This window comes from Shewanella jiangmenensis, from assembly GCF_018596335.1.
GTDB lineage: Bacteria > Pseudomonadota > Gammaproteobacteria > Enterobacterales > Shewanellaceae > Shewanella > Shewanella jiangmenensis.
This window is the reverse complement of the sequence record NZ_JAHEPS010000011.1, coordinates 1-16,054: the sequence shown is the minus strand read 5'-3', so window position 1 is coordinate 16,054 and position 16,054 is coordinate 1. Positions and strand designations below refer to the sequence as shown.

10 protein-coding genes are annotated in these 16,054 nt (G+C 48.4%); all 10 read left to right on the top strand.

All coding sequences use genetic code 11. The annotated features are described in order from the left end of the window. The first annotated feature begins 158 nt into the window (after positions 1-158). The 10 genes from KJI95_RS17815 (at position 159) to KJI95_RS19610 (ending at position 15,947) form a co-directional block, all read left to right on the top strand. Positions 159-1,526: an MvaI/BcnI family restriction endonuclease gene (locus tag KJI95_RS17815; RefSeq protein ID WP_214508557.1), complete on the top strand. Its 1,368-nt coding sequence runs from the start codon at positions 159-161 to the stop codon at positions 1,524-1,526. Beyond that, positions 1,492-2,052 carry a very short patch repair endonuclease gene (locus KJI95_RS19720; protein WP_214508556.1) on the top strand — a complete coding sequence of 187 codons (561 nt, stop codon included), beginning with the start codon at positions 1,492-1,494 and terminating at the stop codon, positions 2,050-2,052. Before KJI95_RS17815 ends, KJI95_RS19720 begins: the two co-directional genes overlap by 35 nt. Positions 2,053-2,125: 73 nt before the next feature. Next, the gene (gene dcm, locus KJI95_RS17805) at positions 2,126-3,904 is read left to right on the top strand and encodes a DNA (cytosine-5-)-methyltransferase (RefSeq protein WP_349356756.1); all 1,779 of its coding nucleotides are present in this window, start codon (positions 2,126-2,128) and stop codon (positions 3,902-3,904) included. Between the two features lie 699 nt (positions 3,905-4,603). Beyond that, complete coding sequence (locus tag KJI95_RS17800) at positions 4,604-5,845, top strand: type II restriction endonuclease (RefSeq protein ID WP_214508554.1); 1,242 nt, start codon at positions 4,604-4,606, stop codon at positions 5,843-5,845. Between the two features lie 73 nt (positions 5,846-5,918). After that, positions 5,919-7,571 (top strand): nuclease-related domain-containing DEAD/DEAH box helicase, encoded by a 1,653-nt coding sequence (locus tag KJI95_RS17795; protein ID WP_214508553.1) that lies wholly within the window; start codon positions 5,919-5,921, stop codon positions 7,569-7,571. Next, positions 7,571-10,753 (top strand): helicase-related protein, encoded by a 3,183-nt coding sequence (locus KJI95_RS17790; protein ID WP_214508552.1) that lies wholly within the window; start codon positions 7,571-7,573, stop codon positions 10,751-10,753. The genes KJI95_RS17795 and KJI95_RS17790 overlap by 1 nt, the downstream gene beginning before the upstream one ends. Further along, positions 10,743-12,596 (top strand): DUF1998 domain-containing protein, encoded by a 1,854-nt coding sequence (gene drmB, locus KJI95_RS17785; protein ID WP_214508551.1) that lies wholly within the window; start codon positions 10,743-10,745, stop codon positions 12,594-12,596. The genes KJI95_RS17790 and drmB overlap by 11 nt, the downstream gene beginning before the upstream one ends. Further along, a complete protein-coding gene (locus KJI95_RS17780; protein ID WP_214508550.1) occupies positions 12,593-13,777 on the top strand; it encodes an AAA family ATPase in 1,185 nt (394 codons plus the stop codon). The genes drmB and KJI95_RS17780 overlap by 4 nt, the downstream gene beginning before the upstream one ends. Beyond that, positions 13,765-15,456 carry a hypothetical protein gene (locus KJI95_RS17775; RefSeq protein ID WP_214508549.1) on the top strand — a complete coding sequence of 564 codons (1,692 nt, stop codon included), beginning with the start codon at positions 13,765-13,767 and terminating at the stop codon, positions 15,454-15,456. The genes KJI95_RS17780 and KJI95_RS17775 overlap by 13 nt, the downstream gene beginning before the upstream one ends. Positions 15,457-15,713: 257 nt before the next feature. Next, positions 15,714-15,947, top strand: a complete 234-nt coding sequence (locus KJI95_RS19610; protein WP_214508598.1) for a helix-turn-helix domain-containing protein — start codon at positions 15,714-15,716, stop codon at positions 15,945-15,947. The last annotated feature ends 107 nt before the right edge of the window (positions 15,948-16,054 follow it).

Sequence of the window (16,054 nt, the reverse complement as noted above, 5' to 3'; positions counted from 1 at the left end):
ACTGCGTTCGGTTTAAGAATGTCTAACTGATTGATATTATTGATAGGTGCTGGGTATATTGTCTCCGTCACGTGTCTCGATTGAGATACTCTTCAGGACGCAGATTCCGAGGAATCTGCGTCCTGAAGCCTCAGAAATGTCTGAAACGGAGAAAGCCGATGAGTGAGATCTACGAGCACCACCTCGCGGATATTGAACAGATCCTAGCACTGTTTCCTGAAAATCGCTTTACCCATGTGCTTGCCAAGGTATTACCAAAAAATGCCAATGACCAGAACCAGATTCGCTGGTCATCAGATTTTAACATGCTGGGTTCGCTGTTTGACTTTGAGTATGCAGAACGCGGGCCGGTAATTAGCGCCAAGAAGGGCGGAAAAAGCAGGGGAAGGAGTATTCCTGAAGCAGTTTTCAAGAACTTTTCCTGGCTGACAAATAACGGGCGGGAAATTCGTGCGCCGAAAGTAAAAATGCTGATTTACGCCCAGTACCCGGAAATGCGCCTCAGTGGCTTCAAGACAGAAACAGCCGAAATCCCGGCTTCACTCTCCGTCGAATTCACTAAGGCCAATCCAGAACTTAAACGCATCATGATCCTAGGCCGAACGCAGTACGGTGGTGCAATTGCAATTATCGTGATGCCCCAGGGTAATCTGCTTAAGAAGGTACTCGCCTCCCCGGGATTTGAAGGCTCCGGTGTCATCAAGCTGCTGCGTGAATCCTACATTCACGAAAATGACCTGCAGCAGAAACTGACCGCTGTGGTTGAGCGCTGGATGCCGGGTGTCCGACGTACAATTGACAACACGACGATTCCGTTTAACGGTAACCAAGTCTGCGGTTACACACTGGAAGATGCGCTGGAAATCATCCCTAACGCCAACAAGGATGGAGACTACATGGGTGTTGAGCTGAAGGCGCACACGGCGAAAAAACTGACCCTGATGACCACCGAGCCGGATATGGGCCTCTACAAAGAGGATTTCACCAAATTCATGACCACCTATGGATATGAAAAGAATGGGGAATGGCGCTGGACCGGTGTCCACAAGGAAGGCAAGCGAAGCGCAAAGTCAGGTCTGACGCTGAGAATAATGGGATATAACAGGGAAGAAAGTATCTCAAAGCAGCTTAATCGCGAAGAGCTATATATTGGGATGTTCGATGCTGACGGGAACTTGGCCGCAGGGTGGAGTATGGAGCGGATTCTGGGAGGATGGGGCGCCAAACACAACGAGGCCGTTTACGTGCCAGCCACCCGCATTAATACCGAGAATAAAGAGCTGAAGGTTAGCGGTCACAAGTATGAGGTGTTCTTCGGAAAGGATGTGGTGTGGTGCCGTGGTACTAACCCGAAAAAGTTGCTGGATGCTATCCTAGACCATGCCATCTTTATTGACCCTGCGCCGAAGTGCGACCCGGCCAACCCGAAGAATAACAAACGCCGTACGCAGTGGCGGGTGAATCAAATTCACAAGGTGATTCCACACCTTTATGAGCAGAAACAGGAAATCAATCTGCTCAAATAATCCCAAGAGTGGCTTTGAAAAAGGCATAGAAGTGGAACAAAGACGCAGAAATATGCAGGCAATCAGAGGGCGTGATACCCGCCTCGAAATTGTTGTCCGAAAGGCGCTGTATCAGCGCGGCTTCCGCTACCGCATAGCTCCAGTCGGTATTCCTGGCAAACCCGATATATGGATGGGTAAACACCGGGCCGCCGTTTTTATCAACGGCTGTTTCTGGCATGCCCATGGCTGTCACCTTTTTACGCTTCCCCGCACACGCAGAGCCTTCTGGGCAGAAAAACTCAACGGCAACGTCATCCGAGACAGAAAAAACCTCGCCGCATTGCATCGTCTGGGTATCCGGGTTCTTGTTATCTGGGAGTGTGCTCTGAAAGGCCACGCAAGGTTGCCTGAAGGGACGACAGCCAGACTGGTTGAAACTTGGATAATAAGCGGCTCGAAGGCAGGCATTATCGACAGCGGCGGGATGATCTGTCTTAACGAAACAGAAAATGACAGAATGACAGGCATACTAACCACTGTATAAAAACACATAATAATTTAAAAAAGGGAATTTTGTGTGATAAGCTCTAACACAAACGGCCCTAGGAGGAATGTCTGTGCAGCACAGAGAATACATCATAGACGGCGACCGCGTCGATGAAGAACGCATCCTGAAGCAGAAAGAAAAAACCAATCAGCTACTTAAGCTACTGGTCGAAATCTACGATCAGAAAAACCTAGCCTTGAGACTGAGTCCGCTGGAAATCACCCCGGTTGTTACCAGAGAAAAACTTAACCACTGGAAAAAGAATCCAGAGCAGAGCGACCTGATATTCAGTGAGCGTACCATCGAGTGCATCCGTAGCAAATTGCTCCCAACAAAGCCCGTGCACTGGGACAATCCTGACTTTACCTTTATTGATCTCTTTGCCGGTATCGGCGGTATCCGCAAGGGCTTTGCTGAGATCGGCGGCAAGTGTGTCTTTACCAGCGAGTATGAGCGCCAGGCGCGCCGAACATATCTGGCCAACCACTATGTGGATGAAAATGAACTGCCGTACTTCCTAGACGAGGAAAACGACCCTTACCCCTATTTTGCGGAAAAGCAGGAGGGTGAGCCGGAGAAAAACACTTCACTGATGGACATCACCAAGATCACTCTTAGCGGAGTCCACACTCTTAGTGATGAAGAGAAAAAGGCTAATATCCTGCGACATATTCCGGAGCATGATGTGCTGCTGGCTGGGTTTCCGTGTCAGCCGTTCTCACTCGCCGGCGTTTCGAAGAAAAACTCACTTGGCCGGGCGCACGGTTTTGAGTGTGATACCCAGGGCACTCTGTTCTTTGATGTAGAGAAAATCATCGAAGCAAGAAAGCCTAAGTTCTTTGTGCTTGAGAACGTAAAAAACCTCAAAAGCCATGACAAGGGCAACACCTTCGCTACCATCATCCGCACCCTTAACCGACTCGGCTATCATGTGGCAGACATTACTGGCACAGCACAGAAAAGCACCCGGGAGACCGGCGGCATTGAAGAAGACATTCAGTGTGTGCGGGCAAGAAAAGCATCAGAGCCGACCATTATCGACGGCAAGCATTTCACACCGCAGCACCGTGAACGTATCGTCTTGGTTGGGATCCGCAACGACCTGCTGGAAACGATGCCGTCCCTGAGTGAGTTCTCCCTAAGAAACGTCAGCCAGCATTACCCGCCACAGCGTTACACCGTAGCGGATATCCTCTGCAAACTGAGCGAGCAGGATGAAGAGAAATATACCCTTACGCACAACCTGTGGAACTACCTCTACCACTATGCCCTGAAACACCAGACCAAGGGCAATGGGTTCGGATTCGGGCTGGTAAACCCAGACGATGAAAACGCGGTGACCCGTACCCTGTCAGCACGTTACTACAAGGACGGCTCGGAAATCCTAATCAACCAGCACAACTTGCCTATGGAGTACTTGGATAACAACCGCGAGCACGCTATTCGCAAGAACCTTGATCGTGAAGTGGCTTCCATTGCCTATGCTGAAAAAATGAAGGCGCAAAACCCGGGCTGTAGCGAGAAAGATTACAAGGAATTTATTAAGGACGGTGAAAGCCGTTACGACGATTTGCACGGCCGTTATGCCAAAGAGTTCGATCCTACCTACCTTACGCCAAGAAGGCTGACCCCGCAGGAATGTGCAAGGCTGATGGGTTTCGAGAAGCCAGAGTTTGATCGTACTGAAAACGACACGGATTTCAGAATCGTTTGCGCGGACAACAACGCTTACAAACAGTTTGGTAATTCAGTGGTGGTTTCTGTATTCAGAGCCGTGGCCCAGCTCATGGCACCACATATCAGGGATGTTGTTGTGGCAGAAAAAAATCGAAAAAAGAATGCTGCTTAAATGCAAAGAAGGGCGCAAATGCGCCCTTCTTTCATTACTTACTATCACAGTAGCTCTTTATCACATAACTACCAACCCTCTCTTTATTACAACCGCAGTACACGGCCGCTTATTTGCCTGATGGTTTTTTATTGTTTAACAATACAGTCACAGTTAGGATAACCGTCTTATAAATAGATGACCGCTGCCATTCACACAGCACTGCACTCGAACGGTGCATCAAAACAATTTGGGTCAGGGAAGAACCGCTTAGCTAACGCCGTCAAAGGCACGGCCAGCATCAAAATAAGGACAGCCATCCGCTCACCCCCTTCAGCTTCCCTCTTATATGCACATGAACAACAGATAAGCAGATACAAGGCTTTAGTTCTATTCAGGCTGTGAGAGCTACAACAGAAACTTGATCTACGCCTAGATTTGATTAAGCCCAAGGTGCTAACTTGCTGTTGTTTTGACGAGATTTATCAATACTGCTTTTAACGAAATTCAGTTGGTCTGGTTCGTTCTAAGGTTAGGCAGCAACCGTTGGCTCGGTAACATCGTTGGCATTCGGGGACCGCGCGATGTCAATAAGTGAATTGGAAGGTAAGCCGACCTGCAGGCTGTTAGTAGGAGTTGGGAGTGCGCCATAAGGGGGAAAAGAAGGCTCGCTTCTGGACTAATTAGCCCCTTATAAACACTCGGAATTAGGGAAAGTGAATGTACGAAAAGTTGACCGATGTATTCAAAGCTGTTGCCATCAAAAACTTAAAAGCGGTTGATGTTCCACGCTCCGGCAGTACGACCAAAGGGTCAAATCAACATGAAATAGGCGGATTAGTTAAAGCCGGATTTGCTGAGTTTCTGGGATTGCCTCTGGATGGCGAGAAGAGGTATTTCAAAGCTGTTCTTAGCTATATAACGGATGACTCTGACGAACCTGTTCTTATCGAAGATTCAGTGTCTTGGTATGACACCAGATACAACCAACCTGATCGCTCTTCTGAATACCGCTTGTACTACACAGATAACGATGTAACAGCTCAGTTACAGGAGGGTGACTTCTTTCTGATTGCATTGACCCGGGAAAACACTTTGCTAATGGTTTTCGCACCTCACGACAGCTCTGCAGAGAAGCAGCTTCGCGCACTCTTTGGTGCTTCCGGTGTCGCAACAAATTTCTCGCTAACAAAAGTGCCTTTTCGACAGAATGAAATCGTGCTTCCTGTCAGAGTAATGTTGGCTCAATTAGGTCTTGAGCTTGATACCGGGAGAAGTGACGACTCAGACAAGCTTGCAGCAATCCTTGAAAAATTTGGCGGTTCTTTTCCAAAAACTAGGGATTTCTCCTCCTTTGCAAGAGATTGCTACTCTGGGGCCATTGATATTATTGACTCTCCCGATGATGCACTCCTAGCTTGGATGGATGAGGAAGAAAATTTATTCAGGCTACTCGAGAGACACATTGTTGCTGAAAGGTTACGGCAAGGCTTTGGCAAGTACGGAGATGATGTCGACGAGTTTGTTAAGTTTTCGCTTAGCGTGCAAAACCGGCGGAAGTCAAGAGGTGGCCACGCTTTCGAAAATCACATTGAAGAAATACTCACTCTAAACGGGGTTAGTTTCGATAGAGGCGCAAAAACCGAAGGAAAGCGAACTCCTGACTTCCTTTTTCCTGGGCAAGTTGCTTACCATGACGAATCATTCGACGAATCAAAGCTCCGAATGCTGGGGGCAAAAACCACCTGTAAAGATCGCTGGCGTCAGGTATTGGCAGAGGCCAAAAGGATTGAAAGGAAGCACCTGATAACTCTTCAGCCAGCAATATCGGAAGACCAGACATCTGAAATGCAGAACGAATATCTCCAGCTAGTGGTTCCTGCACCAATTCAGCAAACATACACCGATAATCAAAGAGAGTACCTTTATACTTTCAAAGACTTCATTAGTGAAGTCAGGTAGTAGATGAAAGCAAATGAACGGTGATGGTGTATTTAATCAGAAAGCACGGAGAATCTATAAGTAGGTAATCAGTATGGATACGTTGCCACAAGTTGTTTTCAAGTTTCCCAGCAGTGCGGAAAGAAAAATATTTGATGCATTAAAAGAGGCTGAGCTGCCCAGTGCTACAGCCCTTCATTCGCTTAACTTGCCAGAGCACGATTATAAACAATGGGCGGAAGCAGACTTTGTAATTGTTTCTCCCAAAGGCGTTCTTGTTTTGGAAGTGAAAGGGGGACGCGTCCGTTGCGAACGGGGCCAGTGGGTGATGACTGACCGCGGGGGGGCAGATCACATCAAACGCGAGAGCCCGCTAGACCAAGCCAGAAGTGCTCGATTTGCACTGCAAAAAAGGTTGGAGGGGGTGATACCGACAGACCTCTTGAATCGGGTTAATTTTGGCTTCGGATTGATGTTTCCTGATGTGGTTTTTGAAGAAAGTTCGGTTGAGTGGGATGCCGCCCTGATTTTTGATGCGGTTACCTACGATCGTCGCCAATGTAAAGTTTGGATTGAGAAGCTGTATCGCTATTGGTCTGAAAAAACGGGCAGAAAGGAGCTGCTGTCCGATTCCGAGGTTGCTTCTCTGATAAAGGCTATGAGGCCTGATCTTGATCGCGTTCCTGCCTTGATAAGTCGTGTCGGTACCGCCGTCGAAGACCTTGTTCAGCTCACAGCAGATCAGTATCGCTATCTTGATGGTTTGTTGCTCCAACCAAGGGTTGTCGTCGAGGGAGGAGCCGGCACCGGGAAAACATTCTTGGCTGCAGAAGCCTCCCGCCGGCTGTCGCGCTCTGGGAAGGAAGTGCTGTACATCTGTCGAAGTCCGGTATTGGCTTGGAACATGCGTGAAAAGCTCAATACGAGCATGGTCGATGTGCTTGACTACTCAGCTTTGATTGAAAAGTCGCAAAAGGGAAGACTGCCTGACTTTGATGTACTGGTGGTTGATGAGGGCCAGGATTTTCTGGACATGGATTCCATACTTTTTCTTGATGGCCTATTCGACGGAGGGCTTGAAAAAGGACACTGGCTGTTTTTCATGGACAGCAATAACCAAGGCTCTATGTATGAAGATATAGAGCCGGATGCGAAAGCCTATTTGCAGTCGGCCGGAATACCTTGGCCGCTTTATGACAACTGTAGAAATACACGCCAGATAGCGACGGCGACCATGCTTTTGACAGGTGGAGATATCGGTCGTGCCAAGGTTAAGGGCGACGGGCTTAAAGTGGAGTACATCTACTGTCTAGATGAAGCAGATGCTGTACATGAGGTTGAAAAGAAACTGACTCGTTGGATCGATGACGAACACGTACTGCCAGGTGATATTACAGTACTGTCAATGACGGACTGGGAGCATTCGCTGATCGGCAATCTCAATAAGCGGTGGCGGAGACGTTTCCAGGTTGTGGATGCGACTGCCGGTTGTCAGTGGCATCAGAGCTCAGTGACGTTTAGTCGTGTGCTTGATTTCAAGGGGCTCGAGAATCGCTACATTATCTTGGTCGATCTTGAACTGTTCAAAGGCTTAAAGGCCGATATTTCAAAACTGTACGTTGGGATGACTAGAGCAAATGCTGTTGTGAGCCTGATAGTGCCCCAATTGCTCAAGCCGAAGTTCGACCAATATCAACTCGATAATTTGCCGGCTTTGCGAGCTCACCTAATGGATGAGGAAAACTGATGACAGTAACAGTTAATTTTTCGGAAGAGCGTGAGGCGCTATTGACCTATCTTGAGCGTCAGCTTATAGGTCCGGCAAATGGGGAGAGAGAAGAGCTGCCAATCTCCAGCCGTCCGGATGAGCGTTACTTAATGGGGGTGTTGTTTCCACCTGGTGCAGGGCAAGGTAATAATGAGTCGGCCTACGATCCTGATGAAAGTGCAGCGGACGACCCTGTTAGCATGGCCTATCAGCAGCTCCCTGCATCAATAGGCCTTTCCTTCTTTACTCGAGCCGATTCGGTCACTGTCTCTATCTGCGCAGCAGTATATGACAACCACAGGGACGAGAGCTCTTCCAGTTGGAAGAGGAGAGCGATTGCGACACGTGATAAACCCGAAGAGCACCAGCTCAGTTGTAAATCAACTTCGGTAGATCAGGTCTTGGAAGGCAACGGTCGGTTAAGTTCGATTTGGAGAAAAAAAGAGGAAGGCTGGCTGGTAACCGTCACGTTGATCAATGCCAATGCTGTCGACCAAAAGGGCCGTTTTGAACCTCAACAAGTGCTCTATCAAACGTGGATACGCTGCAAGCCCGAGGGAGAGGCTATTTTGGCATATCCTTCTCCCGATCGCTATTCCTGGGATACCGAAGAGGAAGAGCTGGCGCTGATCTATGACAGCAAGCGCACCTATGCTATCGGGCACGGAACATCTGCCCATTGGAATACAGAAGCTGAAGTGGTTAGCAGTACTGAAAGTGCGTTTCTTCCACGTTATGAGGTGCCACCAATCACTGCCGACTTTGCACAAGGATCTTCGATGGCGACATCGGAAGCATTTTCACTCCAGTATCTGGCTGATAGAGAGGTTACGTTCGAAGATAAATGCGAAAAATTACAGGCATTCATTGATCACTACGGAGAATGGATAGGTAATCAGGCTCACCAAGCAGCTAAAATTGGCAAATTCCCTAAAGCTGCTGAACGTATCCTAGCTCGCTTGGATCAAGCCAAGGAACGAATGCAAAAAGGCTTGGATTTTCTTACCTGCAATATTCGTGCTCGGCAGTGCTTTGAAATGGCCAATCTGGCCATGTTGATGCAGATGGTGCACTCGCATGATGGCTATGCCGGTACCACTAGGGAAAGGGGGCATGGAAATGGTAAGCCAGACTACGCTTCCAAAGACTGGCGTCGATCTCGGTGGCGTCCTTTCCAGTTAGCCTTCCAGTTACTGGTTATTGAATCCTTAGCTAATCGTAACTCGACGGACAGGGACACGGTTGACCTAATCTGGTTCCCAACCGGTGGCGGTAAGACTGAAGCCTATTTGGCAGTAGCTGCGTTCGAGCTTTTCTGGCGACGTATGTCGTTCGGTGACAAAGGTGGCGGTACAGCTATTATCAAGCGCTACACGCTTCGCCTGTTGACCTCTCAGCAGTTTCAACGTGTATCGACGCTTATTTGTGCTTGTGAAAAAATTCGCCGCTCTAATAGCGATGATTTGGGAGATGAACCTTTTACCTTAGGGTTATGGGTAGGAGGAGATACGTCCCCCAATGATTTTCAAGAAGCTTATCTTCAGTATCAGACGCTTCTCAATGATCTGAGCCCGGTAAATCCGTTCCAGCTTCTTCAATGTCCATGGTGCGGTTGTAGAATCGTTCCTGAAAAACAGGAGGAAGCAGCACACTATGGTGTCCGATGTGATGATAGTTTTTTTGAGTTTCACTGTCCGGATGAACAGTGTGATTTTCACGAATCTCTGCCCATAAACGTTGTCGATCAGCATCTTTATCATTATCCGCCATCGTTTTTAGTCGGAACAGTTGACAAGTTTGCCCGTCTGACTTGGCTGGACGAACCTCGAGCCTTTTTCTGTGGCGGTCAACAGGGAGAGAGACATCCTCCTTCGCTGATCATACAGGACGAACTGCATCTGATTTCAGGGCCTTTGGGAACGGTGGCTGGCCTTTATGAAGCTGCTATGGATGTGGTTATGGCCTCGGCTGGAGCTCGTCCAAAGTATATCGCCGCCACAGCAACGATTCGAAGAGCACCGGAGCAAGCCAGACGACTTTATGCTAGGGAGGTTGCTGTTTTCCCGCCTGCAGGCATCGATGTCAAAGACGCTTATTTCTCTCGCGAAGAAACGGGATCTCCTGGGCGAATGTATACGGGTCTACTGAGCCCTCATCAATCTCCGGTTTTCTCATTGGCGGGCACCGCTGCTGCACTGGCTCAGGCCCCCATGGATGTGGCGTTATCGGATGACGCAAAAGATGCGTATTGGACGCAGGTTATCTTTCATAACAGTCGGCGTGAACTGGGCAAAACAATGACACTCTCTCGCGACGACATTCCAAAGCGAGTCGCTGTACTGGCGAAGTCGGAGGAGCAGGCTCGCTCCTCCACTGATCCTGTTGAAATGTCGGCCAATATCCCATCTAAGGAAATACCCACGGTACTTAAGCAATTGGGACATCGTTGGGACAGCGGTGAGGCTGTTGATGTGTTGCCCTGTACTAATATGCTCTCGGTAGGCGTCGACGTGCCCCGTCTTGGATTGATCATGATGAACGGTCAGCCCAAGACTACAGCAGAGTACATCCAAGCGTCCTCACGTGTTGGGCGGGGTAAGGTTCCGGGGATAGTTTTAGCGTTCTATCCGAATAATAAAGCGCGCGACCGTTCTCACTATGAGGGATTTCTGCCCTACCACCAAGCGCTTTACCGAGCCGTAGAACCGACCAGTGTTACGCCTTTTGCACAGCCGGCGATGGAAAGGGCGTTGCATGCAGCACTTGTGATCGTCATGCGTTACTGCGGAGGCTGTTCCGGGAATAATGGAGCACAGCGCTTTAACAAGAATGATCCTCAGATCATAACGTTTTCGGAGATGCTGCTCAGGCGGATGCTGGCTGCTTCCGATGGCAGCGATCGTGAAAAAAAGCTGATCAATGATTATATGACCAGCTGCATTGATATGTGGCATGAACGAGCGTCAGCTGCCGGCGGCGCAATGAAGGCCTTGGTCTATGGAGGGGGGATGAAGGCCAAAAATTTTGACCCGCTATTGGCCAGCTATGCTGCCCATACCTGCGGCAAACCCACTATACCTTGGGCAACGTTGAACTCCATGAGGAGTATCGATGGTGAATGCAGCGTGCATGTGAGAGGTGAAAGTCAGAATGGGAAATGAACGAAAGGTTCGCAAAGGACAGGTAATCACACCGTTCGGCCCTGGTGGTATTTTCGATTTCGGTGATGAGTCTTTCATCGCTCTGGATATCTCAGAGTGGAAGCTCCGAGCTTCAGAAACTATTCGAGATATTCCAAGATTAAGGCAAGTGCTTTCGGTTGTAGAGCTGCGTGAGCCGGTCGTAGCCTCTGAAAACAAGTGGGAAGAGGCGAATCTCAACAAAAGCGTACCTTATATGCGTTTCCCTGCATGGCTGTTCTGTCCTAGGTGCCGGCGCATGCGTCAGTGGGGCTGGAAAGACGAGCGTCCCGGTAAACCTCCGCTCTGCACACATTGCGGGAGTAAAACACGATTGGCTCCGATGCGCTTTATTGCCGTTTGCGAAAACGGTCATATAGCTGATCTGGACTGGGTTCGCTGGGCTCATCTAGGCGCAAGAACTGAAGAGCAGGAAAAGTGTACACATCGTGAATTAGAGTTTCTGTCCGACCCTAGGAAGGGCGGGGGACTCGCGTCGTTGAGCATTCGATGTCGTAGTTGCCAAAGCAGCAATCCACTGACCCATATTGCTAAAAAAGATGCTCTCAAACATAACGGTTTGGGGCGTTGCTCGGGTCGCCACCCATGGCAACATCATGAAAATGCCTTCAACTGCGACCGAATACCGCAGGTTGTCCAACGAGGTGCCAGTAATGCTTATTTCCCTGTGACACTTACCGCATTGGACATTCAGTCAGATGCAGAGAAGTTCCGGGACATATGGACAGATTCACTTGAAAGGCACCCACAATATCAGTTCCTGATTAAACTTTGGGAGATGCTAGCTGATCCGAAAAACGCGGTTCTACAGCAGCTCGTGTCTGAAATCGCCTCGGATATAGGTGAATCGAACGACAAAATTTTCGGTCATCTTCAAGGAGAGAGTGAGGATGAGAATGAAGACGGAATAGAGGAAGATACTTCCATTTCGCCGGATCTTAGACTCAAGGCAGAGGAGTGGGATGTCTTCACCACTCGCGATCGCATACAGTCCGATGTGTTTTCGACAGAACGGGTTGATCTGAATGCTTTTGGCCTTACTTTGTCGGCTGAGGAACAGCTCTGCTGGGCCAAACTAAGAAAGCTTATTGACCGTATAGTGCTAGCCCGCAGAATTAGAATTGTACGCGCATTCAGAGGGTTCAGACGGCTTGATCCAGGGGGCAACATGATGGGGGCAAACCTGTTGACCCCTCGACCAGAATGGCTTCCAGCAGTTGAGACTTACGGTGAAGGCATTTTTCTGTCCCTGTCTAACGAGGAATTGCAGTCATGGGAGCGCAAAGTTGGGCGCTCTGCGACCGAATCAATTTGTAACCGGCAGATGCAATCAGGCCTTGGACAGTCACTACCCGATGCAAGCCCCCGATACGTTCTTCTTCACACGCTATCGCACCTATTGATTCGCCAGCTGTGTTTTGAATGTGGCTATTCATCTTCATCGCTGGCGGAGCGAATTTACTGCAGCGACGACATGGCAGGTATACTCATATATACCGCTTCCGGCGATTCCGAAGGCGCACTGGGCGGATTGGTCAGAGAAGGTGAGCCGGATCGTTTTTATGGAATTATGAAGACGGCGCTTTACCGTGGGCGCTGGTGTTCCAACGATCCTATTTGCAGTGAACTGCCCTTCCAAGGCTACGGCGGAATGAATCGCGCGGCCTGCCATGCCTGTACATTGCTGGGGGAAACTTCCTGTGAGACGGCGAACTCCTTGCTAGATCGAACACTGATATACGGCAAGGAAGGACTGACAGGTTATTTTGAAGCGTTTACCCATGCGATGGAGGTGGGAGCGTGAGACTACCAGGCAGGAGCGAACTCAGTGCTGAACAGGAACGCATATTTTTAGAAGCGCCGATGGATGGAGCTGTTTTGGTCTCAGGGCCTCCGGGTACTGGCAAGACCGTTTTGGCGATCATGCGGGCCTTAATGTTGAGAAAGATGAACAGGGACTTTGCTCTGGTCATGTTCAACAAGGTGCTGGTGTCTTATACCAAACTCGCTTTGCAAAATGCAGGTCTAGAGAGAAATATCAAGACATGGCATTCATGGGTATACAACTGGTGGTTTCGGGCTGCCGGGCGACCACTACCTTTGCTGAAGCCTTTTGAATACGACTTCGATGAAGCCTTGAAGGCCGTTATGCAGGGGGACTTGAAGTATCCTGAACGACTTAATTGGGGGCATTTAATCTTAGATGAGGGGCAAGATTTCCCTCCGGGATTTTATGACTTGGTCGGTTACCAGTTGCTTTTGCGCAAAGCCAAGGATGGGCAGGTACCTGCAATCACTGTGTTAGCGGATCATCATCAGCGGTTGGAAGAAGAGCGTCATTCCACCATTCAGGATATCAGCCGGAGGCTGGGTATTCCTCCGGAGAAGTTCTATCAGCTTACTGCAAATTTCCGGAATACTTATGAAATTGCAGCATTGGTTCGATGTTTTTTTACCGGAAGTCCTGAAAAACTGCCGGTTCTTCCTGAGTCTCGGCGCGGCAAGATACCGGAGCTGCGCCGTTTTGACTCTCTGGAAGAAGAAGCCCGATTTATTGCCAATTATGCGAAGAATAATGACGACCAAGATATAGGCGTATTTGTTTCCAGCGCGAATGATCAGATGGAACTGTTTCGAATGCTCGAGGGACCTTTGAGGGGAAGTCGGTTGTCGCTGCAGATGTATGCTTCTCGTCATCCGGATTGGAAAGACGCTTCACGCCTTGTGTTCGGATCACAAGGTTCAATCACTCTGTTGACGGATAAAAGTTGCAAAGGCCTTGAGTTTGATGCTGTTTTTGTGCCTCAGCTGAATAAGTACCGAATAACTGGAGTGGAAGAAGAGTTTATGAAAATGAAACTTTATGTAATGGCTTCAAGGGCTCGTTCGTACTTGGCTTTTTCTTATTCAAACTCAGTCAATGAACCTGGAGTTCTCAAACTGTTGCCGTCTGAAGATGAAGGATTGATGAAATGGAAGAACTAAATACTCAAAAGGAGCTGTTTGATATCCCCTCACAGCCGTCACTGGTGACCTTCCGGTTTATTACAAACCGAACCAATCTGCTAACTATCTTGGATGCAGGGTATGTTACTACTTCCAATCGTTCTTGGCGTTACACAGATGATTCAAGGGAGCTGTACAATGGTTCGATCCCTCTTGTGGCGGGCTCTATTCCAGATGAGCTTAAGCCTTTGTGGACGATGGATGGTCCTGATTTTCCGGTCATTTTAGAGTTTTCAGACAGTTTAATGGAGTGGATTCAAGGTGCCAGCGATACAGGCCAAGCGCTTAGTGAGTTGGTTGTTGTTAATGGTCTAATTCCTCTTAAATATTTGAAGCGAATCGTTTTCAGAAATGCTGCTGAAAGAGAAGATTTCATCGTTAGAAGCATTAGTGAGAAAACTTTCGGTGAAGAGTATTTTGCTACGGCAGAAGCTGGGTATCCGCAATGGTATCAAGGCGAGGCGGTCGTAAGAATAATCGATGCCGAGGAGCCGGTGCATAGCATAGAAAGACTGGGCTCCGTCATAGCCATGCTCAACTTCTATGAGTTTTCGAGTAGCAGTATAGAGATCCTAATACTCTTGGTCGAAGCGGTAGCCACTGGCAATGATGAACGATTAGATTCATTGTGTCGTGAAAATTTACTGATGATCAGTGCCGGTGATGCAGTCGGTGTTAAAGCTAAGGTAGATCGCTGGCTGTTAAGAACAGTATTTGATTACTGCATTAAGCTGGCAGGACCGGATGCGTTTACTCAAGATCAACTTATAGAAGTGATTCAGAAGAAGGCTGAAAAGCTAGACGATGAGGCACGCCACCATATTGCCAATTGGTTACGGCAGATTTCACATATATTTGATTCTGAGAATGGTGTTGACCAACTTAGAGACGAAAACAGCCTTATCAAGCGGGCAGTAGTATTGCTTGCTTTGAGAAGCAATCCTATACGGTTCGGGAAGCTTGCTACGTCCTCGCTGCGCCCCGGTCCACGGGTGAAATTGTTGGCAGCTTGTTTTTTAGGAGCGCTTTGCGGTCACCAGAATTTGCGCTCATTTCTGCAACAAGATGCAAAACTGTATTTCAGATTTATCGCATCGGTTCTTGAACGTTTGACGGGAAGGACTCAAGAGCAGCTTCTTTATACTCGGTGTCCTGAGCCAGAGGGGCTGGTTGCCAAGTATGAGCTCCTGTACCAAGGCAAGGTCATCAGGCAGTGGTCCAGTGAGCCTGACCCAGTCCTCGCGCAGGTATATTACCAAGCTCTAGGAGCTAATTATCAGCTTCATTATAATCATGAGCACCAATGCCTGTGGACACAGATAGACTTTCCTGGAGGGCGAAAACAGCGGGTATATGTTGCTAAAAGTCAATCTGCAACAGACAAAGATGTAGTGCTCCGCTTTTACTCGCCCTGCTTGGGGCTCAAGGATAAAGGAGCTAAATTGGTTAAAGAAAGGCTATATGACCTTTTGCTAAGAAACAGCAGCGCTGGTATGTGCTGTCGTTTTGCCATTGATGAGTCGATGCAGGCAGTTATTGTTGCCGTTGATCAGATCCAGAGCACTATGGATGAAAAGGAGCTGATTGCTCATTTGGAGCATGTTGCTAGTAGAGCGGATAGCTATGAGAGAGAGACTTCAGCGATAGATTTTTACTGACTCTATGCATGTGATGTTGTTGTATATACAAAGCCTAGATTGGTCCAAACTAATTCATAAACATGGCCTTGTGGCAATATTGCCACAAGGCCATGTTTATGGTGAGCAGCGGCTTCCTTAGGTCATCAATAATGCAGAGCTGACCAATTAACCCCAGCCGTTTATACAAAAAGCCCTGAAAGGAGGTGTCACTGCGGTAGGGAAGGTTTACACTTCGACCAGAAGGTTTAAAAAAGGGGGCGGCAGTGTCAAGAGAGATGGAGCTTGAGTTAAGGGTTAAGACTGCAGAGCTTTTGAAAGTAGTTAGATTGGAGAAAGGGCTTAGTCAGGAGAGATTGGCCCGAATGTCTGGTATTGATAGGACATTTATCTCCGGTGTCGAAAGATGTTGTCGAAACATCACCTTGGATACACTTGATAAGTTGCTACAGGCTCTTGAGACCGACAGGTCGGGCTTTCTAATAAGGTTAGCTGTATTAGTCGCGACTTGATCTGACACATCATCTTGAAAAGGTGAGAGTTACCCGTTTTGATAAAGGTGTCGAATCTTCAATCAAAACAAAAGAGGTAACTCTCATGTTGCATACTAACAACCCCA